Source organism: Bacillus sp. FSL M8-0025 (assembly GCF_037975475.1).
Lineage (GTDB): Bacteria > Bacillota > Bacilli > Bacillales > Bacillaceae > Bacillus > Bacillus subtilis.
In genome coordinates, this window is the sequence record NZ_CP150258.1 from 3,557,236 (window position 1) to 3,577,981 (window position 20,746).

Genomic DNA, 20,746 nt, shown 5'->3' on the forward strand with positions numbered 1-20,746 from the left:
ACCTTACATGATCATCAACATTTTTGTTCACGCTAAAAAGCGGAGGTGTAAATATGGATCAATTTGAAGCAGCATATGAATCGTATAAAGCCCGGCAAACAACTGTCGATCAAGAAAATGTTCCATCTGGAAAAGAAGAAATTATTGCGGTTAGAAGAAATGAGGAAGACAATATTATCGCAGTGAAAACCAATACAGGAAGAGAGCTCGACTATCCTACTGCGCTGTCAGAAGCAAAATCAGGAAAACTCGCTCATGTTGATGTCTTCCATAAATACGGGCGTGACATTTTGCGAAGTGAACCGGACGGCATCAAGGAAAATAACCTGTCTGAGCTGCCGGATTTTTAAACAAATACAGCCCTGCCGTATGTTCGACAGGGCTGTATTTTAAACAAAAGGCTGCTGGATGTATTCGGCTAACCGTTTTGCACTGTGAGAAATATCCCCTGCAGCTGCATAATTCACGCCATAGAACACATATGGAGGCAGATACTTCATGCCGATCAGATTACTCGTGGCCTGAAATGGTTTCAATAGCTCACTAATCGAGTAATGATTTGCTCCGCCCGCTTGATATTTTTCCGCTTCGCTCCCTGTTGATACAGCCAGCATCAGCTCCTTGCCATGCAAGGCATTTCCTTCTGAACCAAAAGCCCAGCCATAAGTCAGCACAAGATCCTGCCATTTTTTCAAGAGCGGCGGAGAGCTGTACCAATATAGCGGGAATTGAAAGACAATCCGATCGTATTCCTCGCACAGCTGCTGTTCCTTCGCAACATCTATCGCTTCATCCGGGTATTCCTTATAAAGATCCCGTACTGTGATATTGTCATGTTTACTCAATTCCTCAGCCCACGCCTTATTAACAACTGAGGTCTCCATATGAGGATGCACTGCCAAAACCAATATTTTCATCAGACCACACCTTTACTGTTTTGATGTTATTTTATCTAAAATCAGGAAAAGAGCCAAATAAAAAGAAAGCCCTGCTAAAAGGGGCTTTCTTTTTTTCTTTTATTCAGGGCTTCCTTCAGTTGTTTCGATATCTTTCGCAAAATCAGGGTTATCCAGATTCGCATTAAAGAAATCCGCTGTGTTCGGAAGTCTGAGATTCATGTTCATTTTTTGAGAAATCGTAACCGTGCAATCCTCAAGCACATAGTCAAAAACGTGTCCGCCTGAATTGCGTCCTTCGTCAATGAAGTGCAGGTGATAGCCAGAAACGGCGATTCCGTTTGCATAAGCTGGTGTCAAGAAACCTACAATCGTTCCTCTCACGTTGTCGAAGTTGAAAATCGGCTGTGTTTTGACCGCTTCAACCATTGGCACGTAAGGTTTTTCTTGAAGTTCTACTGTTCTTGTCTGCACCTTTTTAAACAATCCGTCAATGCGAATTGCATAAAATAAGTTTCTGCTTGGCAGCATGCTGTTGATCTCTTTTTCAAAGTCTTCGCGTGTCATTTTCGCATCAATTTTGTGCGTCATGTCCGGTGTAAAGAACGTAAATGAACAGAACGGTGAACGGTCTCCATTTTGGACCGGTGTCGCGGTTCCGTCTGAGCGAAGACGGTAAAATTCGCCGTCAAACCCAATCAGCTCTCCGTCAAGCTTGTTAAAGGTTCCGATACCGAAGTCTCCATATTTCGGAATCTCTGACAGTTCAAAATCTCCGTCATATACTCCGTCTAATAGAGAAGTCATTGTTGATACTTGATAAATCTGGCTCACAGGCTGATCTTTTTGACCGCGGCTGAGCACTTGAATGTTGCTTTCTCGTTTCATATTTCCCTTCACTCCTTTTATTTAGTGCTGTTCATAAAACAGTGTCGTGATGCGCAGAGTGCTAGAGAGCTTTCGTTTTCATGAGTTCCCCGAATTCTTTCGGAAGCTTGTCACTTGCTAAATTAATGTTATCACTGTAGTCAACCGGGACATCGATGATGACAGGACCTTCAGCGTTCATGCCTTGACGCAGAACATCTGCCAGCTGGTCTGGTGATTCTACGCGCAAGCCAGTTGCTCCGAAGCTTTCCGCATATTTCACGATATCGATATTTCCGAAATCGACCGCAGATGTACGGTTATATTTTTTCAATTGCTGGAATGCAACCATGTCATATGTGCTGTCGTTCCATACAATGTGTACAATTGGTGCTTTTAGTCGTACCGCTGTCTCTAATTCCATTGCTGAGAATAAGAAACCGCCGTCACCAGAGACAGAAACCACTTTTTCTCCCGGTTTCACCAATGAAGCGCCGATTGCCCAAGGAAGCGCAACGCCGAGTGTTTGCATACCGTTACTGATCATTAATGTTAACGGCTCGTAGCTGCGGAAATAACGTGACATCCAAATGGCGTGCGAACCGATATCGCAAGTTACTGTAACATGATCATCGACTGCATTACGCAACTCTTTAACGATTTCAAGAGGGTGCGCTCTGTCTGATTTCCAATCTGCAGGCACCTGCTCACCTTCATGCATATATTGTTTTAAATCAGAAAGGATTTTCTGCTCACGCTCTGCAAATTCCACTTTCACAGCATCGTGTTCGATATGATTGATCGTGGACGGAATGTCACCGATCAATTCAAGATCAGGCTGGTAAGCATGATCAATGTCAGCGATAATCTCGTCTAAATGGATAATTGTCCGGTCTCCATTGACATTCCAGAATTTCGGATCATATTCAATCGGGTCATAGCCGATCGTCAGAACAACATCTGCCTGCTCTAGCAGTAAATCGCCAGGCTGGTTGCGGAACAAACCGATACGGCCAAAATACTGATCCTCTAAATCTCTAGAAAGGGTACCGGCAGCTTGATATGTTTCAACAAATGGAAGCTGAACCTTTTTCAAAAGCTTGCGAACCGCTTTAATTGCTTCCGGTCTTCCGCCTTTCATGCCGACCAAAACGACAGGAAGTTTTGCTGTTTGGATTTTTGCTATGGCCGCACTGATTGCATCATCTGCTGCAGGACCGAGTTTTGGCGCTGCAACAGCACGCACGTTTTTCGTATTTGTGACTTCATTCACAACATCTTGCGGAAAGCTCACAAAAGCGGCCCCAGCCTGCCCTGCTGACGCTATCCTAAATGCATTTGTAACAGCTTCCGGTATATTTTTTACATCTTGAACTTCTACACTGTATTTTGTAATCGGCTGGAATAGCGCCGCATTATCCAAAGATTGATGTGTCCGTTTTAAACGATCTGCACGGATCACGTTTCCAGCAAGCGCAACGACAGGGTCTCCTTCAGTGTTCGCTGTCAGCAGGCCTGTTGCCAAGTTAGAGGCACCCGGTCCTGATGTGACTAACACGACTCCCGGTTTTCCAGTTAAACGGCCGACTGCTTGGGCCATGAATGCTGCGTTTTGTTCGTGCCGGGCAACGATAATTTCAGGTCCTTTATCTTGTAAAGCGTCAAATACCGCATCAATTTTTGCACCTGGAATGCCAAATACATGTGTGACACCTTGCTCCACTAAGCAATCAACAACAAGCTCCGCCCCTCTGTTTTTCACAAGGGATTTTTGTTCTTTTGTTGCTTTTGTCAACACCCTCACTCCTTATTATGCATTTTAAACGTAAAATTTTAAATATCTTGTGATAAGTTTCACTATACACTCTTTGGAAATTGACCTCCAATATCGATTCGCCTTATGATTAATATGTAATACGAATTATTAACCTATGGAAAGGAATGCATATTGAATGGAGCTTCGCCATCTTCAATACTTTATCGCAGTAGCCGAAGAGCTTCATTTCGGAAAGGCTGCCCGGCGGCTGAACATGACGCAGCCTCCTCTCAGCCAGCAGATCAAACAGCTGGAGGAAGAAGTCGGAGTTACGCTTCTGAAAAGGACAAAACGATTTGTCGAGCTTACCGCAGCAGGAGAAATCTTTTTAAATCATTGCCGCATGGCATTGATGCAAATCGGACAAGGAATTGAACTGGCACAGCGGACGGCCCGCGGCGAGCAAGGCCTTCTCGTAATCGGTTTTGTCGGATCAGCTACATATGAATTTCTGCCGCCGATTGTCCGGGAATATCGTAAAAAATTCCCATCTGTGAAAATAGAACTGCGTGAAATATCCTCGTCTAGGCAGCAGGAGGAGCTACTAAAGGGCAACATTGATATTGGTATACTTCATCCTCCCTTACAGCATACAGCTTTACATATCGAAACCGCCCAAAGCAGCCCTTGTGTTTTAGCTTTGCCTAAGCAACACCCATTGACTTCTAAGGAATCAATTACGATTGAGGATTTAAGAGATGAACCAATTATTACTGTTGCTAAAGAAGCATGGCCTACTCTATACATGGATTTTATTCAGTTCTGTGAACAAGCGGGCTTCAGACCCAACATTGTCCAGGAAGCCACAGAATATCAAATGGTGATTGGTTTAGTCAGTGCCGGAATTGGTATGACATTTGTTCCTTCCTCAGCCAAAAAATTATTTAATTTGGATGTTACTTATCGAAAAATGGACCAAATACAGCTTAATGCAGAATGGGTTATCGCTTACCGCAAAGACAATCATAATCCGCTTATAAAGCATTTTATTCATATTTCAAATTGTCAGCAGACAAGAACTAAAGAGAGTGATGCAGGTACATGAACAATACTTGCAATCTCTTTTTTCTTTTGGGATTCTTATGGAATTTTTATTAATTTAATATAATCGCTTAGTACAACTTTATATCAGTATACGTATACATACAGTACAAATAGTTGGCAAGGACATCAGTAAGCGCAGGACATTAGTTTGATTTTAAAAATGAAAGATAGAGAGGTGAAGTAAATTATTGAGTTCACCGGCATATTCACATTGCTCGCTTTTTTCGTAACAATGATTTTTATTTTCTGGAGACCAAAAGGACTAAATGAAGCTATCCCCGCCACATTTGGCGCTTTAATGGTTTTATTGTGCGGAAGTGTGTCATTGGCAGACTTAGGGGAAATCGGAACAAAAGTCACGGGTGCATCGGTTACAATCCTTGCCACTATGATTATGGCCATTGCACTAGAAAGCTTTGGTTTCTTTTATTGGGTGGCTGCAAAACTGCTCCAACAATCCAAGGGTTCAGGCATCAAGCTTTTTTGGCTAACCAATTTGCTCTGCTTTCTCATGACCATTTTCCTGAATAATGATGGGAGCATTTTGATCACAACTCCAATCCTTTTGCTTGTACTAAAATATTTAGGTTTAAAAAAACATCAAAAAGCCCCATATTTATTAAGCGGTGTTTTAATAGCCACAGCCTCTAGCGCACCGATTGGCGTAAGTAATATTGTTAATTTAATTTCTCTCAAAATCATTGGAATGGATCTATATCTTCACACCGCCATGATGTTTGTCCCTAGTATGATGGGACTCATTTTTATGACTTGTCTACTGTTTATGTTCTTTTATAAACGTCTTCCCAAAAGCCTGCCAGATATACCGGGCCATTTTCAGTCTCTGCGGCATAGAAGGTACCATCCTCTTCATTCGCCATCAGCTCCTTTACCAGAACGAAATCAAACAAAAATCATGTTGTTTGTGCTTGCATTTGTTTTTCTCGTCAGAATGAGTCTATTTGCAGCATCATATACCGGTATTTCTGTTCCTCTAGTCGCTGTCATCGGATCTTTTATCCTGTTGAGCTGGAGATGGATTTATTTCAAAACCTCCCCAAGAGACTTGTTATATAAATCGCCTTGGCACATTTTTATATTCGCTTTTACTATGTATGTCTTAATTTATGGTCTGCATAATATTGGATTCACAGAGTTACTTGTGAGTTATTTTGAACCTGTGGTTTCTGGAAGCCTCGCCCATGCAACTTTCGCATCAGGTATCTCTACTTCAGTTTTTTCTAATCTCTTTAACAACCATCCAGCGTTAATGATCAGTACTTTTACCTTAACTGAAATGACCCTGAATCCTTCAACAACAAAAATCATCTACTTGGCAAATATTATCGGCAGTGATATCGGTTCATTATTATTACCTATGGGAACCTTAGCAACGCTTATTTGGATGCATATATTAAAACAGCATGATGAAAGTATTTCATGGGGCGAATATATAAAAACGACCATTATCATCATTCCGCTGACTGTTCTTTTTACGTTAACATGTTTATATTTTTGGATCAGTTGGTTATTTCTTTAGCACAGTATGAAACGAAAAACTGCCTTCTGCTTTTCAAGAGGGCAGTTTTGTATACACTAGGGAAGATGCATTGTCTTTAGATGATTTAACTTCCAAATGACTGGCTCTCCACTTGCGTTAATAAGCTCAATGATATTATTAGAGACACCCTTTAATAGTCCGACTTTTTCTGGCACCTCTCCCATATCAAATATGACCAATTCACCAATATTTTTTTTGATCTGCTCCTCAAAATTACGCACAAGAGGAACTTTGGAAGGCACGACCGGCAATTGTGAGTTGTCAAGAGTATACGGTGTTTGTTCAGTTGAATAAGGGGTAAACCATTTTAAATGATGCATAGATATAAAAAGTATTTTAAATACGGGTGAGAAAAATACAATATAATCGTTTAAAACATTTGTAACATATCCATGGATCGATCGACCCCCAGTTACATAAACTTCAATAAACTGGCCTTTGACCTTGTTTAATGTATTTCTATATGAAAAAGCTTGAGTTTCTGCCTCTATCATTGGATCTTCCGGATTGATCAAAAATGGCTTCTCAGTACTGGTCACTATTTTCGCCTTTTTCATTTGATGAAGATGCAACAAGGGAATATAAAGATAATTGCAGCCATCAAAAATAACAAAAATATCCTGTCCAATATCTATAAGGGTGCCGACAAACCTTGTATCTCCTGAAATGACAACCTCAACATCTGTGTTAAGGAATTGATTCAAACCTTTCACGATTCTCCTCCTTTAACTGAAAAAGGGCATCACTTAATCTGATGCTCCTCCATTATCTATTAAAATTTACGTTTCCAGTGATAGTCTATCGTTCTGACAATCGTTTCATAGCTATAATCATCCTTTTGTTTTTCTGAACTTTTGAAGGAACTTGAATAACCTGGTGATCTTGGTGATCGTTTAGATGATTTTGATGATTGATAATCTGAAGATTTTAATGATCGTTTAGATGATTTTGAAGAACTTTTTGAACGTGACGAACGGCCAGATTTGGATGATTGATAATCCGAAGATTTTAGTGATCGTTTAGATGATTTTGAAGAACTTTTTGAACGTGACGAACGACCAGATTTGGATGATTGATCATCTGAAGATTTTAGTGATCGTTTAGATGATTTTGATGAGCTATATGATTTTGAAGAAATGAACGAATTGCTGTCCTTATCATTATTGTCTTCCTGGCTTTGTTCATTTTTTTGATCCTCTTTTTTGTACGACCCTTTTGGGCCTAAGCTGATGCTTTTTATGTGAAAAGGATAGATGCGAAGCACCTCTTGATTTTTCACTATAGTATAATGGCCGTCGGCATTATCTACAAGGATACCCTCAATGGCTTCCGGACCTCCACGATTAATTGAAACCCATTTATGAGTCAGACTCTTAAAAACCTCGCTTAAATCATCAGCTTCCAAAACTCCAACTGGCGTCTGCTCTTCTATTTTCAAATCAGGCTCGTGTTTACTTATACTTTTGATGTGATGGATATTAAAATATACTACCCCATCCTCATTAGTGTTTAACGCAGCGTAATCATCTCCCAGCCAGACCAATCTTCCTTTTTTAGATTCCGGACCCCCTTGGTTAAATTGAACTGATTGGTTCATTAAATGTCCGATTAAGCTATGAAAATCATCAGCATCGAGCATTTCCTCAGTCTCAATTGTCGTGGTGCTATTATTGGTATCCTCAGTAATACTTTTCACATGCTCCAACTGATAATAAATTATTTTTTTTTCAGCTTGTAAAGCTATATAATCTGATTTTACAGCTGTTAATTTTCCTTTTTTAGATTCCGGACCTCCACGATATACAGTAACAATTTTATCTTTCATTGAGTGCAAAAAGTTATAATACGATATTTCATTATTTGAATGATATTTCATTCTCCTCTTGCTCATTCAAATTCCTCCTAGTCACTTATACATAGATGATAAACATACTGCATATATACGTGTCACATTTATTTGTTGAACTAATTCAATAGCCTAATTGTCGCTTTTTCCGCGAATACCCATTTTCACGCATTCATAAAATACTTAAATGATCTTTGAGGTATTGTGAACGGTTTTTAATATACTCGCAGATCACATCCGGCTCACGGTCAAAACGCTCAATATCATTCTTTTTATACGGGTCCATGAGGACAAACGGCCTAATCCGTTCATACATCGCCATGATTTTCGGTTCCATATATTCTATTGTAAAAAGAGATTGGAGCGTTTTTTCTAACAGGCGCTTGTAGGACTTGCGAAACTCGGATTCATCCAATATCCGGGCGGTTAGTGTATTAAATCCTTGAATTCTTACATAATCGGCAGCCATCCGCTCTCCATGGATATCCCTGCCCCAAGTCGCATCATAATCCCAAGGAATCACCTCAAATAATCCGGTTTCCCCGCTTCTGTATAATGCGTAGTTGTGGACAAACCCGTCATAGTTCGAGGTGAATACAATACCGGCAAGCCAGCGCAAATACTTGTCGACATCCACGTGTTTTGTCACTTCTGACTTAAACTGAGCTTTAGGGACCGTATTAATTTTAAAAATCATATCCTGTAAATAAAAATCATCCTCCTCAGTCCCTGTTTTCTTTTCATATCCAAGCTCCAGCGATGTTTTCGTTTCCCTTTCTAAATCGCTCATCAGAGAAAAGTTGGCATCATCATCCACCGCATAAAAAATCGCGCCATCAGCCAGCTTCCTTTTCGCCAAATAATATTCATCTACGGATTCAAGTTCAAGATAAACCCCTTCATTCTTCCCATTCATCTTTACAAACACAAACTCTGCCTTTGGAGACAGTGTCCCTAGCTCCGAGAAAAAATCCAGAGACAATTTGTTTCTCATCAAGGAAGGGTCTTTATACTCCGCATTTAAGTGAATCTCTCGCGCGCCGCGGAATGTTTTCGGCTGATAAAAGGAAATATGGTATGACTTCTTTTTGAAGTCTCTGATATGTGATCCCCGATAAGCGATATCAATATCCAGCCTTTTTTGATTTACCTTCATCACAGCTGGCACCGGATCATCGTCCCATATATCCTTTTTTAATTCACGCAAGTCTTTTGGATGAACAAACAGCTGATAAAGCGGTAAATTGGATTGATTCTTCATCCATAATCCTCCTTACAAATTTTAGGCTTTTATTTTTATAAGATCTCAGCGGAACACTTATACACTTTTTAAAACCGCGCGTACTATGAGGGTAGTAAGGATCTTCATCCTTAACATATTTTTAAAAGGAGGATTTCAAATTGGGCCACTATTCCCATTCTGACATCGAAGAAGCGGTGAAATCCGCAAAAAAAGAAGGTTTAAAGGATTATTTATACCAAGAGCCTCATGGAAAAAAACGCAGTCATAAAAAGTCGCACCGCACTCACAAAAAATCTCGCAGCCATAAAAAATCATACTGCTCTCACAAAAAATCTCGCAGTCACAAAAAATCATTCTGTTCTCACAAAAAATCTCGCAGCCACAAAAAATCATACTGCTCTCACAAGAAATCTCGCAGCCACAAAAAATCGTACCGTTCTCACAAAAAATCTCGCAGCTATAAAAAATCTTACCGTTCTTACAAAAAATCTCGCAGCTATAAAAAATCTTGCCGTTCTTACAAAAAATCTCGCAGCTACAAAAAGTCATACTGTTCTCACAAGAAAAAATCTCGCAGCTATAAAAAGTCATGCCGCACACACAAAAAATCTTATCGTTCCCATAAGAAATACTACAAAAAACCGTACCACCACTGCGACGACTACAAAAGACACGATGATTATGACAGCAAAAAAGAATACTGGAAAGACGGCAATTGCTGGGTAGTCAAAAAGAAATACAAATAATCTAAGTTTTCATTGTTTCAATAGGCTGCCGGCGGAGGTACGGAAGCCTATTTTTTTATTTGCCCTGTATTAGATATATGTCATGACATAACATATGCAACCCGCATCATTTGGTTTCCTTTAAACCATTTCGTTATAATCAAGGTATCCTAACGATAAAGGTGGTTGTTGCTATGTACATATTTCAAGCTGATCAGCTTAGTGCCAAAGACACATACAAGCTATTGTCAGGTACCGTTATTCCCCGCCCCATTGCATTTGTGACAACACTTTCTTCAGGAGGAGCGGTCAATGCCGCGCCTTTCAGTTTTTATAACGTCGTCAGCTCAGATCCTCCGCTTCTCAGTATTTCTGTTAACAGGACGGAAGGACGCCAAAAAGATACAGCGCGAAACGCAGTGGAGAACGGAGAATTTGTCGTTCATGTCAGTGATGAAGCCATCATTGAAGATATCAATGAAACAGCTGCAAGCTTAAGGCCGGATGAAAGCGAGCTTACACGCACCTCGCTTCATCCTGTTGAAAGCAAAGCTGTTTCAGTTCCCGGCATTAAGGAAGCCCGCGTTCGCTTTGAGTGCAAATTAGAGCGGCATATTACCTTTGACAATGATCAAGGCATCACTACAGCAGATCTGCTCATCGGAAGAGTTGTCTGCTTCCACCTAGATGAAAAGGTGTATGATGCAGAAAAGGGATATATTTTAACGGATGAATTAAAGCCTGCCTCACGATTGGCGGGAAATCACTATGCCAAGCTGGGGGAAGAATTCACACTGATTCGTCCCAGCTGAAGAGAAGGACTATTTAAATAGAAGAAACTAGTCAAAAAGACCTTATGATTACAAAATATCGCCTGTAAATAAATGAAAAAATATCAAAAAAAGAACACCCAGAGTAAGCTCGGGGTGTTCTTTTATGAAACGTTTTTCCTTTTTCTTCGTATAAAGATAGATTAGGAGGAATTGGAATGACAAACTTTTGGATTTTAATGCTGATCGCTATTACCATCAGTCTCGCCTCTCAATTTTTTATAAAGAAAAAATACGGTATTGATAAATCCGGCTGGCGATATAAGCATGTCAGCAATACACACAAATGGATCGAAATCACTTTACTTATTTTGTTTGTGTTTTCACTCTCCTTTTTTCCAGTTGAATATTTGCTTCTTTTATTTTTTATTGTGATTGACTCAATACGTATTTTTATGGAGTGGCATTATAGACCTGAAGATAAACAGTATATGTACCACATTGTAGAGGTCTCCCTTATGTTTATGCTTTTGATTTATATTTGTACCCTATAGTTATTTAAATCCCCACAGCCGCTCCGTCTCCCCGAGGATCGGCTCCGCCTTGGAGAAAGCCTTCTTCATCAACTTTGATTGCAGCCGCTTGTCCCATCAGCGGATCATAGTCACCGACAACCTCCACGAGATGCCCGCTGTCTTTCAGTTTTTGGATTGTTTTGTCTGTGAATCTGCCCTCGACTCTGAGACCTTCGTATTCCTCTCCCCACGTTCTGCCCCATACCCAGCGCGGTTCGCTGATTGCCTGTTGTGGATGCATTTCGTAGTCCAGCATTCGGGTAATGATGGCCGTCTGAGTCTGCGGCTGGCCTTCGCCGCCTTGTGTGCCGTACAGAATTTTTGGCTTTCCGCCTTTACAGACCATAGCCGGCATCAACGTATGGAAGGTGCGCTTTCTCGGTTCAAGCGTGTTGACATGATTTTCATCCAGTGAGAAAAATGATCCGCGGTTTTGCAGTAATATGCCTGTATCACCGGCAGTGACTGCCGAGCCAAATTCAAAGTACAGGCTTTGAATGAATGACACTGCGTTGCCATCCGCATCAATTACGGCCGCATATGCCGTATCACTTCCCACCGGCCTGCTTTCTGCCGGTTCTGCCAGATAGCCGATTTCTCCCGCCAATCGTTTCGCATAATTTTTATCCAAAAGCCTTTCAAGCGGAATGTCAGCAAACGCAGGGTCAGTCAAAAAGGCATTCCGATCTACAAAACTCTTTTTCAGCGCTTCCACAAGCACATGATAATATTCAAATGAACCGTGCTCGATTTGGGTGAAATCATAGTTTTCCAAAATGTTCAGTGTTAATAAACCGGTAAATCCCTGAGAATTCGGCGGCGCCTGATACACACTGTACCCTCGATAATTACTTGATACAGGCTCTGCCCACTCACCCCGATGCGCTTTAAAATCATCGATTGTCATGTAACTGCCGTTATTCTGTAAATGTGAGACAATTCGCTGAGCGAGATCTCCTTCATAAAATGCGCTTCTTCCTTTTTCAGCAATCAAGTTCAGACTGTCTGCAAGCTCTTTTTGCACAAACCGCTCTCCCGGGATAGGTGCTTTGCCCCTTCTCGTGAAGATGTCAGCCGTGTAAGGCGTGGAAGCCAGCAGTTCAATATTCTTTTCTGTGTGACGACACTGATCAGCTGATACAGGAAACCCATTTTGGGCATAATCGCGTGCGGGCTCCAATACATCTGCAAGAGACAGACGCCCGTACTCCTTCAGGACCGCATCCCAGCTATCAACCATTCCCGGCACGGTAATGGCACTGTCAATTCCCCGCAGCGGAATCGCGCTTTTTCCCTTATATACATCTCTCGTTACGTTTTTTCCTGAACGGCCGCTGCCATTGTAGACTTTTACTGCCTTTGTTTCCTGGTGAAAGGTTAGCCAAAAGGAATCCCCGCCAAGTCCGGTCATATGCGGGTACACAACCGCAAGACAAGCACTCACCGCAACAGCGGCGTCAAACGCGTTGCCTCCCTTATCCAGTATGCGGTTTCCGGCTTGAGAAGCGAGGTAATGCGGACTGACGATCATTTGCTTTGTACCGATGACAGATTTGTTCATCACAAGTCCCCTTTTTTAAGAAATTTTCTTCAGTATAGGGAGCCTGATTTTTCACATCTACTGATCCGGCAGAAAAACTGACGAACTTTCTACTTTTCGCAAATAACAAGATATTTTTGCATTCATTTCGAAAACAAATAAAAAATCATTATTTCGATACGTAACTTTTATGATAAAATGATTGCTAAAAGGCTACGAAAGCAGGTGGAGCAATTGAGTCATGAATATCAAATCCCCAACCTTGTACTTGATGAGACTGATAAACAAATTCTCACGATTTTGCATGAAGAAGGCAGAATTTCTTATACGGATCTTGGCAAAAGAGTCGATTTGTCACGGGTCGCCGTCCAGGCCCGTATCAACCAATTAATTGAAGCCGGTGTTATTGAAAAATTCACCGCTGTCATCAATCCCGCTAAAATCGGCATTCATGTTTCCGTGTTTTTCAATGTCGAGGTAGAACCGCAATTTTTAGAAGAGGTCGCTCTTAAGCTTGAGGAAGAGCCTGCGGTCACCAGCCTTTATCACATGACAGGCCCGAGCAAGCTGCATATGCATGGGATCTTTGCCAACGATCAAGAAATGGAAGAATTCTTAACAAAACGGCTGTATCCATTGCGAGGCGTCGTCAGTGTTGATTGCCAGATGCTGATCAAACGATACAAAAGCCGTATGGGAATGAAGCTGTAAAGGAGAGAAACGAATGAAAAACCATCCTTATCGGGATATGACGGCCGCAATGGTTCGCACCGGCATATTAGGGTTCGGCGGCGGACCTTCCGTGATTCCGCTGATCCGCCATGAAGCGGTCAATAAATATAAATGGATTGACGATGATGAATTCGGAGAAATATTAGCAATCGCTAATGCGCTTCCCGGACCGATTGCCACCAAAATGGCTGCTTATCTGGGCTTTAAGCTAAAAGGCACATTAGGTGCAGTTGTGGCGACTCTCGCCCACATTCTGCCTACATGTCTTGCGATGGTGGGCTTGTTTGCGGCTGTAAATGTGTTAAGCCATTCAGCAATTGTTGCAGGTATGATTGGTGCCGTCACGCCGGTAATTGCGGTCATGCTCGGAATCATGGCGTACGAGTTTGGCCAAAAAGCGCTTAAAGGTTTCGGCTGGGTCACCGGCATCCTGTTTTTTATCATCGCTTTTATCGGCCTGCAAACTTTACAGATTAATCCCGGCCTTGTCATTATCATTTTCTTAGCGTACGGGGCGTTTCATTTTAAACTGAAAGACAAAATCACAAATAAACATTCAAAAGATAAAGGAATGTCAGCCTCATGATATCGATCTATTTATTTATGGCGTTTTTTATCGCAAACCTACTGGGATATGGCGGCGGACCTGCGTCTATCCCGCTAATGTTTGAAGAAGTCGTAAACAGATACAGCTGGCTCTCAAACGATCAATTCTCAAATATGCTCGCACTTGCGAACGCATTGCCGGGCCCGATCGCCACGAAAATCGCTGCGTATGTCGGCTACAGCGCAGGCGGGTGGCCCGGCTTCCTGATTGCCCTGATCGCAACCGTCGTACCGTCGGCGCTCGCATTGATCGTCCTGCTGCGCATCATCCAGCGCTTCCGCCAATCACCTGTCATCAAAGGCATGACGCTGTCCGTCCAGCCTGTCATCGCGGTCATGATGCTCATTCTTACCTGGCAAATCGGCGCAGACGGCATCAAAGCGATCGGCTGGATCCAATCGATCGTGATTGCGGGAATTTCGCTCCTTGCCATGACAAAATTCAAAATGCATCCGGCATTTTTGATTATCGCGGCGTTTTTATATGGGGGCCTTGTGATCCCTCATTTATAGAAAAAAGCACCTGGACAGGTGCTTTTTTATTTTGGCCCAGAAATGCCGTTTGATATGACAGCTGTTTCTTCTCCTGCGTCACTCTTGATGATGTGCTTGACTTGCAGCGTGGTTCCTGCCATTCTCACAGATTGCTTCAACTCGGACGAATTGGTTTCAACTTGTATCCAAACAGGAGGCTGGACCTTCCAAAATAAATAGAGTGCAAGAATCAGCAAGCCAGCAATGACCGACAGCAAAAACTTCATATCGCATCGCTTCTTTTCAGTAAGCGGCCCGCAGCGGACAGCGCCTGATGATCACGAAGAATATCGCCTGGACGATTGCCTTCTCCCAGCACATAGCCTTTAAAGGACATTCCCATAAAATGAAAAATATGTTCGAATTGCTGAATCAGCGGCAGCCCTTTTATTTTTGGATTGTCTCCGCCCACTGCTATTACATATGCCTGTTTCACTGACATTTGCTGTTTAAAATCAGGAAATCTCGGATCTCTCAACGTCTGTGACCAGCGATCAATAAACAGCTTTAATGTCCCTGACATGCCAAACCAATAAATTGGGGTGGCGAATACAAGAATATGGCACTGCAATATCCGTTCAATGATAGAATCGTAGTCATCTTGAACAGGACGAAAGCCGCCTTGGGCGTGACGCAGATCTTCAATTGGCTGAATTCGATATTTCTGCAAATAAATGTGCTCCGTATCGAATCCTTGAACAGCCTTCTCCGCAAGAACATCCGTATTTCCGCCAGACCGAGTTCCGCCGTTAATAACCGCAATTTTCATGATGCATCTGCTCCTTTGTTTACGAATGATTTTCTTCATCTTATAATGGATTCATCAATCAATACAGATGATTATTTCGATTAATCCAATCGCTAAAACCGATTTAGAAAGGAAGAGAACAAGTGGAATTGAAGCAGCTGATCACCTTTATTACGGCGGCAGAACATGTAAACTTCACCCTAACCGCCAAAATGCTTAATTATGCACAATCAAGCGTTACCTCTCAGATCAAATCACTTGAAGAAGAAATTGGGACGCCTTTATTTGAACGGCTCGGCAAGCGGCTTATCTTGACAGAAGCAGGAAAAACGTTCAAATCTTATGCACAGAAGATCATTGCGTTAACAGAAGAAGCGAAAATGGCCGCAAATCAAGTAAGAGAAACAACCGGAACCTTAAAAATCGGGGCGACGGAAAGCCAGTGCACATACCGCCTGCCGCCTATCATAAAAGAATTTAAACAGGCTTTTCCCCAAGTAAAGCTCATATTCAAACCATATATCTCCAATGAACAAGCGAAAGAACAGCTCTTACAGGGCCAGCTTGATATCACCTTCATCTTGGATGTAAACCGGATGGAAGACGCACTGCACGTTGAATCTTTGATTCAGGATGAGATCAAAATGGTGGCTGCTAATGACCAACCTTTTCCTGCGGATTTACCAGTAACATTGAAGGATCTTCAAAACGAAACTCTTCTGCTGACAGAGGACGGCTGCTCGTACCGCACGCTCTTTGAGAACAATTTGCATGACTCCGGTGTCTATCCTAACAAATTGGAATTCGTCAGCATAGAAGCCATCAAACAATGCGTGATAGCCGGACTTGGGATTGGAATCTTGCCTGAAATGACAGTAAAAGATGATATTGCAGCAGGCCGGATGAAAGAACTCAATTGGCAGAGCGATTGCCCCGTTTTCACTCAATTAGCATGGCATAAGGACAAATGGATGTCTGCGCCATTAAAGGCTTTTATCGATTTGACACGGAAAACATTCAAATAAAACCTCTCCACAAGGACGACAAGGTTTTTGAGACCAGGAAAGCACACACATACAAAAAAACACTTGATGACTTAGAGCCCCAAGTGTTACATGTGATTTTTCTGATAAAACGTTCGCAAAACATGCGTTTCAAGGTCAGCTAGGCGGACAGGGATTGGCAATCTGCTTTCTTGATTGATCAAGCTCATCGTGATCTGATAGCTGCTGTCTAAATCAATATAATTACCGCAAGACAAGAAAATAGGCTTCACGTCCCCCCGCGTTCGCAGCGCCCGGCCATATACCTCGCCGTCAATGAGAATATCGGTGTATGCACCGACTTCATTTTCAGGCATCACGAAATCATAGCCTTTGATTTTGAGATAGGTTTTCGCAATCCCAATCGTCGGCTTGCCCAGAAAAAAAGCCGCATGGGTGGCAACGCCCATATGATTGTAATGCAGATATCCGTTGCCATCAAACAAGAAGACATCCGGCTCCGTCTCCAGCTTTTTCGCCGCCTCGATGATCAAAGGCAGCTCGCGAAACGCAAGAAAACCGGAAACATACGGCACGCTGATTCTCCCCATGCTGTGCACTTTTTCAATGACTTCTTTTGTATCAGCGTCAATCACGATAATACTGCACACTCCGTATGGTTCTCCGTTCTGCTCCCAATAGGCGAGATCGACGCCTGCGCAGGTGTTGATGGAGTCTAGGTTGATGGAGGTGGATAGGTTGATTTTATGGATAAGGGATTGTTGTGTTTTTACAAATTCTTCTCTGTTTAGGTTGAAAGAATGTATTTGTTTAACATGCATCTAAAATCAATCCTACCTCCTGTTAACTAGTGTCTGTTTTTCTTTGTATTCATTTTTACTTTGAAAACTTACAACTCCAGGTTCTGCAAACTTTATTAATAGTTCTAATTAAATGTTTAACTACATTTCATTATTCGTAACTTTGTTTAATATAAATTCTATATTTTTAACTATTTCAATATGGCTATTTGTCTGAAATTCATATATGGGTTGATCCCAATCCTCATTTTGCATCATAACTAGTTGATAAAATCCATTAGCATCCGCATCTGGATACCAACCTAAATCAAGTAAGTAATTTTTACGAGAGTATGTTAATTGCATTAAATCTTGTGAAAAAAACAACCATTTTTCATCGTCTGGTGCTAGGTTTTTCGGATCAATTTCTCTAAAACTGTTTTGATTTATGGTCCATCCTTTTGGAATTCTTAAGGGTTGTAAACTTATTTCTGGCATTTTTTTTATCTTTCTCATAAAAGCCTCCTATTACTTATCAATACCAAGTTGTTTTAAATACTTATCTAATCGACTTCCAGCAATCGGATGACCATGATATTCACCACCAGAAAACTCCGCTCTAATCCAGCTTGTTGGTGTACCTAGATCATAACCGACTGTTTTTCCTGCATCATAAATGAAATAATAGTTGTTATTTCCATTATCAATAATATGACCTTTTAGAAGTGCCTCTTTTTCTAAAGCTTTGTTATTCACATCTGGTAAGTACTGAGCAGCTTTTTTACCTGTCATACTAAAACGTTTTGCTTCTTCAGGTGTTTTAGCTTTAACATGTTTATGGCCATGCGGAGTAAACGAAGCATTATTAAGCATCGTTCTAAATTCTTTACGACCATAATATCCATCGTGCGCTACTTTATCGTGATTTTTAGAAATGTTAGGACTATGAGAGCTTCCCTTACGACCGCCATCACTAACCATCTTCACAATCCCAAGATCCTTAACAGCCGTCTTTTCCACATCTACACGTACTGTCGGGATTCCGAATGTGAAGCCCTCCGGAGTTACTGGGCGTTCTGCGTACACGCGGACGTTTGTTGGGACTTTGAATTGTTTTACTTTCTCTAGTGTTTTGTTTGCTTTTTGGACTTTTGAATGGGTTGCAAGCGGGATGCCTTTATCAATATGTTTCGCCAATGCACCGGCTCCAACCAAGCTCAATGCCGCTTCGAGCGCCCCTTGCTTCCGCTTCTCCTCAGACACTTTGTTTCCAAACATATCCCGTCCCGTGACGGCTTCTGAGAATCCGTTTGACGCAACAAGGCCGTATGCGCCCATTTCTGTCATTTTGAGAATGTCTAAGGATTTGCCTGTTTTGTAGGCATCTAAAGCGTGTTCAGCCGCGATAGCAGCTTTTCCAGTTTTGTAGATGGCTTTTCCGCCTTTGAAGGCGCGGCCTGCCCAGCCGACGACTGGTATAAATCCGGCTGCGGCCATAGCTCCTGCTGTCACACGTTCTGCGGTGGAGAGTTTTTCTCCGGTAACCGGGTCAATGCCTTCAGTTGCTCTTTTATAATCATAATAGCCAGTGACTTCTCCAGTAAAGTTGCAAACTCCATCCCATGTTTTTTCGTACCATGGTTTGTTTGCTTCTTCCTCGGCTTTTTCCTGGAGACGTCTTGCTTCTGCTTGCTGGGCTTTTGCATCAATATAGGTTGTTCCTTGATTTTCTACTTCAATGACGCTTTTGTAGACTTCATTGCTGTGGAAGGCTTTTTTGTCATAGTACATAGGGGATGCGCTCTTCCCATTGCTGGTGGCCTGCATGAGAACAGAATATTTGGTGAGCACTGCGTTGTCCAGAGATTCTAAATTTTGATATTCAGTGGTCAGGGATTCATCAAGCTTATCGACAGCTGTGATCGTGTCACGTCTGACTTTTTGGGCATCGCCCATCTTATCTGCATACTCGTCAAGCGTGTACATGTCGAGGTCAATAATATCGCTGATGCCTGACAAAATAGAATCGATTTCTTCTTTATGAGCGGAGACTATCTCTGAGGCTTTCAGGTCTCCATTGGGCAGCTCATGATCCAAAAATGAAGTTTCCACATATGAATCATTCAGTTCTTGATCTTTAATATCGCCTGAAATGCCGTTTAAAAATGCAATTTGAGCAGAGACAAGCGTCAGCCAGCTGTCGACGATTTCCGCCTGTCCCTGAAAGAAATCTTTAATATTGTCCGCGCCTTTTCCTTTAAAATTATCGCCTAAATCTGCAACTCCCTGAAACGCTTTTTTCAGCGTATTCAGCTGCTCTTCAAGCGTCTCATATTGCTTTTTTCTGCTCTTCGCTTCTTCGATTAAAGATTTTGATTCAAATACTTTACTCATCGCACTGCCCTTTCTGTTCTATTTTACCGCTATCGCCTCGTCCTGCTCTTTAAGTGAATCTACGTTATCCTTTGTATCCTCGATATTTTTCTGTACCGCTTTTTTGTAATCTCCGAGCATGGTTTTGATGTTCTCCTCACGCTCATGATATTTTTTCGTATAATCGAGTTTATTTTTTCCATTGGACCCCGCGGCGCCGATTGATACGTCAGCAAGCGCATCTTTGACAGAATCCAATGTTTTGATGACTGTGTCGTACTTCAGCTTAATTTCTGACATAAAAAAAGATCACCACCATTTTAGTTTACTAATTTGTCTTCCTGCTTCTTCTACGAAATCTTCTCCTTTAGCAAGAAGGTCGCCTGCGGCATTCGCTGCACTTTTTGTCAAATTCAGCTCAAATTTCTCTGTCTCAAGCCAGAATATTTTGCTTTGAATCGAAGCCATATACTCGTTATATTTATCATTCACAATCTTGGATGCTTCCGATTTCGCCTCTTCTCTTCCCTTGTCGAAATCATCGGCTTTTGTTCCCGTCCAATGCTTGCCCAATTCCGGTTTTACAATTTCTTTGATTTCAGTGATTGCCTCTTCTTGCAGCGTGTCTATGTCCTTTTTTGCTTTTTTCAGCTTTTCGATCTTGTCTTCCACGTCGGAAATTTTTCCGTTGAGCGAACTTTTGATATCCGCTAGCATACTTTCATAACCCATCTGAATCACCTCTTAATACTCAAAAAGTCGTATGGAGGGGCTGATGAAGATAGACTTTTCCATACTTTATTTCCATATATTATATTTTAAAATAGCCAGAAGGCGGCTTAAATAGGGTAAATGGCTTAATTTAGGCATATAACGCTCTTGAAATGTAGGTATTTGATCTTGTTTTTGTTCGTTATACAGCTAATAAAAGCGTTTTATAAAATGAAATCACCTAATGTCATAGTTATAAAGGCACTTGAAAGAGGCAGATGTGGTTGATCTGCCTCTTTCGGCGCTGAGCTTATTGTTCATGTTTATGTTCTTCATCTGGTCGGCCACGTCTGATTTTGTCATTTGGCTTCTATTA

25 protein-coding genes are annotated in these 20,746 nt (G+C 41.7%); 10 read left to right on the forward strand and 15 right to left on the reverse strand.

Features of this window, described 5'->3' with window-relative positions:
- Positions 1-53: 53 nt before the first annotated feature.
- Positions 54-350, forward strand: coding sequence for a DUF3892 domain-containing protein (locus tag MKX38_RS18365; RefSeq protein ID WP_003227867.1), 297 nt, complete (start codon positions 54-56; stop codon positions 348-350).
- A 39-nt stretch (positions 351-389) separates the two neighbouring features.
- Here MKX38_RS18365 and MKX38_RS18370 read toward each other — a convergent pair whose 3' ends face one another.
- The 3 genes from MKX38_RS18370 to alsS all read right to left on the reverse strand — a co-directional run bounded on the left by MKX38_RS18370 (position 390) and on the right by alsS (position 3,558).
- The gene (locus MKX38_RS18370; protein WP_015251070.1) at positions 390-917 is read right to left on the reverse strand and encodes an NAD(P)H-dependent oxidoreductase; all 528 of its coding nucleotides are present in this window, start codon (positions 915-917) and stop codon (positions 390-392) included.
- A gap of 99 nt (positions 918-1,016) precedes the next feature.
- The gene (gene budA, locus MKX38_RS18375; RefSeq protein WP_003244457.1) at positions 1,017-1,784 is read right to left on the reverse strand and encodes an acetolactate decarboxylase; all 768 of its coding nucleotides are present in this window, start codon (positions 1,782-1,784) and stop codon (positions 1,017-1,019) included.
- A gap of 61 nt (positions 1,785-1,845) precedes the next feature.
- Complete coding sequence (gene alsS, locus MKX38_RS18380) at positions 1,846-3,558, reverse strand: acetolactate synthase AlsS (protein WP_014478171.1); 1,713 nt, start codon at positions 3,556-3,558, stop codon at positions 1,846-1,848.
- Between the two features lie 157 nt (positions 3,559-3,715).
- Here alsS and alsR point away from each other — a divergent pair, with 157 nt between their 5' ends.
- A complete protein-coding gene (alsR, locus tag MKX38_RS18385) occupies positions 3,716-4,624 on the forward strand; it encodes an acetoin biosynthesis transcriptional regulator AlsR (protein WP_003227859.1) in 909 nt (302 codons plus the stop codon).
- A gap of 210 nt (positions 4,625-4,834) precedes the next feature.
- Complete coding sequence (locus MKX38_RS18390) at positions 4,835-6,163, forward strand: arsenic transporter (protein WP_010886626.1); 1,329 nt, start codon at positions 4,835-4,837, stop codon at positions 6,161-6,163.
- Between the two features lie 56 nt (positions 6,164-6,219).
- On the opposite strand, the gene MKX38_RS18395 is transcribed toward MKX38_RS18390, so the two are convergent.
- The 3 genes from MKX38_RS18395 to cotH form a co-directional block, all read right to left on the reverse strand.
- A complete protein-coding gene (locus tag MKX38_RS18395) occupies positions 6,220-6,897 on the reverse strand; it encodes a DUF2642 domain-containing protein (RefSeq protein ID WP_339187976.1) in 678 nt (225 codons plus the stop codon).
- 59 nt (positions 6,898-6,956) lie between these two features.
- On the reverse strand, positions 6,957-8,075 hold the full coding sequence (cotB, locus tag MKX38_RS18400) for a spore coat protein CotB (RefSeq protein WP_339187979.1): 1,119 nt from the start codon (positions 8,073-8,075) through the stop codon (positions 6,957-6,959).
- A 127-nt stretch (positions 8,076-8,202) separates the two neighbouring features.
- On the reverse strand, positions 8,203-9,291 hold the full coding sequence (gene cotH / locus MKX38_RS18405; RefSeq protein WP_015251067.1) for a spore coat protein CotH: 1,089 nt from the start codon (positions 9,289-9,291) through the stop codon (positions 8,203-8,205).
- A gap of 140 nt (positions 9,292-9,431) precedes the next feature.
- Between cotH and cotG the strand changes: the two genes are divergently transcribed.
- The 3 genes from cotG to MKX38_RS18420 all read left to right on the forward strand — a co-directional run bounded on the left by cotG (position 9,432) and on the right by MKX38_RS18420 (position 11,322).
- Positions 9,432-10,019, forward strand: a complete 588-nt coding sequence (gene cotG, locus MKX38_RS18410) for a spore coat protein CotG (RefSeq protein WP_072692783.1) — start codon at positions 9,432-9,434, stop codon at positions 10,017-10,019.
- 173 nt (positions 10,020-10,192) lie between these two features.
- Positions 10,193-10,810, forward strand: coding sequence for a flavin reductase family protein (locus MKX38_RS18415; protein WP_003227852.1), 618 nt, complete (start codon positions 10,193-10,195; stop codon positions 10,808-10,810).
- Between the two features lie 176 nt (positions 10,811-10,986).
- A complete protein-coding gene (locus tag MKX38_RS18420) occupies positions 10,987-11,322 on the forward strand; it encodes a DUF4181 domain-containing protein (RefSeq protein ID WP_014481121.1) in 336 nt (111 codons plus the stop codon).
- 4 nt (positions 11,323-11,326) lie between these two features.
- Here MKX38_RS18420 and ggt read toward each other — a convergent pair whose 3' ends face one another.
- Positions 11,327-12,904 carry a gamma-glutamyltransferase gene (gene ggt / locus MKX38_RS18425; protein WP_339187982.1) on the reverse strand — a complete coding sequence of 526 codons (1,578 nt, stop codon included), beginning with the start codon at positions 12,902-12,904 and terminating at the stop codon, positions 11,327-11,329.
- A 213-nt stretch (positions 12,905-13,117) separates the two neighbouring features.
- Here ggt and chrS point away from each other — a divergent pair, with 213 nt between their 5' ends.
- Genes chrS through chrA form a run of 3 tightly spaced genes read left to right on the forward strand, consistent with a single transcriptional unit; the run spans position 13,118 to position 14,734 of the window.
- A complete protein-coding gene (gene chrS / locus MKX38_RS18430) occupies positions 13,118-13,594 on the forward strand; it encodes a chromate efflux transcriptional regulator ChrS (protein WP_014478181.1) in 477 nt (158 codons plus the stop codon).
- A 13-nt stretch (positions 13,595-13,607) separates the two neighbouring features.
- A complete protein-coding gene (gene chrB / locus MKX38_RS18435; protein ID WP_015251064.1) occupies positions 13,608-14,201 on the forward strand; it encodes a chromate efflux transporter subunit ChrB in 594 nt (197 codons plus the stop codon).
- A complete protein-coding gene (gene chrA, locus MKX38_RS18440) occupies positions 14,198-14,734 on the forward strand; it encodes a chromate resistance efflux protein ChrA (RefSeq protein WP_014665634.1) in 537 nt (178 codons plus the stop codon). Before chrB ends, chrA begins: the two co-directional genes overlap by 4 nt.
- Before the next feature lie 26 nt (positions 14,735-14,760).
- Here the strand turns inward: chrA and MKX38_RS18445 are convergent, their stop codons facing one another.
- Positions 14,761-14,982 carry a hypothetical protein gene (locus MKX38_RS18445; protein ID WP_032722655.1) on the reverse strand — a complete coding sequence of 74 codons (222 nt, stop codon included), beginning with the start codon at positions 14,980-14,982 and terminating at the stop codon, positions 14,761-14,763.
- Positions 14,979-15,524 carry a flavodoxin family protein gene (locus tag MKX38_RS18450; RefSeq protein WP_064911633.1) on the reverse strand — a complete coding sequence of 182 codons (546 nt, stop codon included), beginning with the start codon at positions 15,522-15,524 and terminating at the stop codon, positions 14,979-14,981. The genes MKX38_RS18445 and MKX38_RS18450 overlap by 4 nt, the downstream gene beginning before the upstream one ends.
- A gap of 122 nt (positions 15,525-15,646) precedes the next feature.
- Here MKX38_RS18450 and MKX38_RS18455 point away from each other — a divergent pair, with 122 nt between their 5' ends.
- Positions 15,647-16,528 carry a LysR family transcriptional regulator gene (locus MKX38_RS18455; protein ID WP_339187986.1) on the forward strand — a complete coding sequence of 294 codons (882 nt, stop codon included), beginning with the start codon at positions 15,647-15,649 and terminating at the stop codon, positions 16,526-16,528.
- An 86-nt stretch (positions 16,529-16,614) separates the two neighbouring features.
- Here MKX38_RS18455 and MKX38_RS18460 read toward each other — a convergent pair whose 3' ends face one another.
- The 6 genes from MKX38_RS18460 to MKX38_RS18485 form a co-directional block, all read right to left on the reverse strand.
- A complete protein-coding gene (locus MKX38_RS18460; RefSeq protein ID WP_015251060.1) occupies positions 16,615-17,328 on the reverse strand; it encodes an endonuclease V in 714 nt (237 codons plus the stop codon).
- A gap of 120 nt (positions 17,329-17,448) precedes the next feature.
- A complete protein-coding gene (locus MKX38_RS18465) occupies positions 17,449-17,802 on the reverse strand; it encodes a hypothetical protein (protein WP_014481129.1) in 354 nt (117 codons plus the stop codon).
- Positions 17,803-17,814: 12 nt separating this feature from the next.
- On the reverse strand, positions 17,815-19,680 hold the full coding sequence (locus MKX38_RS18470) for a T7SS effector LXG polymorphic toxin (RefSeq protein WP_029318740.1): 1,866 nt from the start codon (positions 19,678-19,680) through the stop codon (positions 17,815-17,817).
- Positions 19,681-19,698: 18 nt separating this feature from the next.
- Positions 19,699-19,959 carry a YwqI/YxiC family protein gene (locus MKX38_RS18475; RefSeq protein ID WP_003227825.1) on the reverse strand — a complete coding sequence of 87 codons (261 nt, stop codon included), beginning with the start codon at positions 19,957-19,959 and terminating at the stop codon, positions 19,699-19,701.
- A gap of 9 nt (positions 19,960-19,968) precedes the next feature.
- Positions 19,969-20,391, reverse strand: coding sequence for a DUF5082 family protein (locus tag MKX38_RS18480; RefSeq protein WP_010332155.1), 423 nt, complete (start codon positions 20,389-20,391; stop codon positions 19,969-19,971).
- Positions 20,392-20,607: 216 nt separating this feature from the next.
- Positions 20,608-20,733 (reverse strand): hypothetical protein, encoded by a 126-nt coding sequence (locus MKX38_RS18485; protein ID WP_128992287.1) that lies wholly within the window; start codon positions 20,731-20,733, stop codon positions 20,608-20,610.
- Positions 20,734-20,746 lie beyond the last annotated feature (13 nt).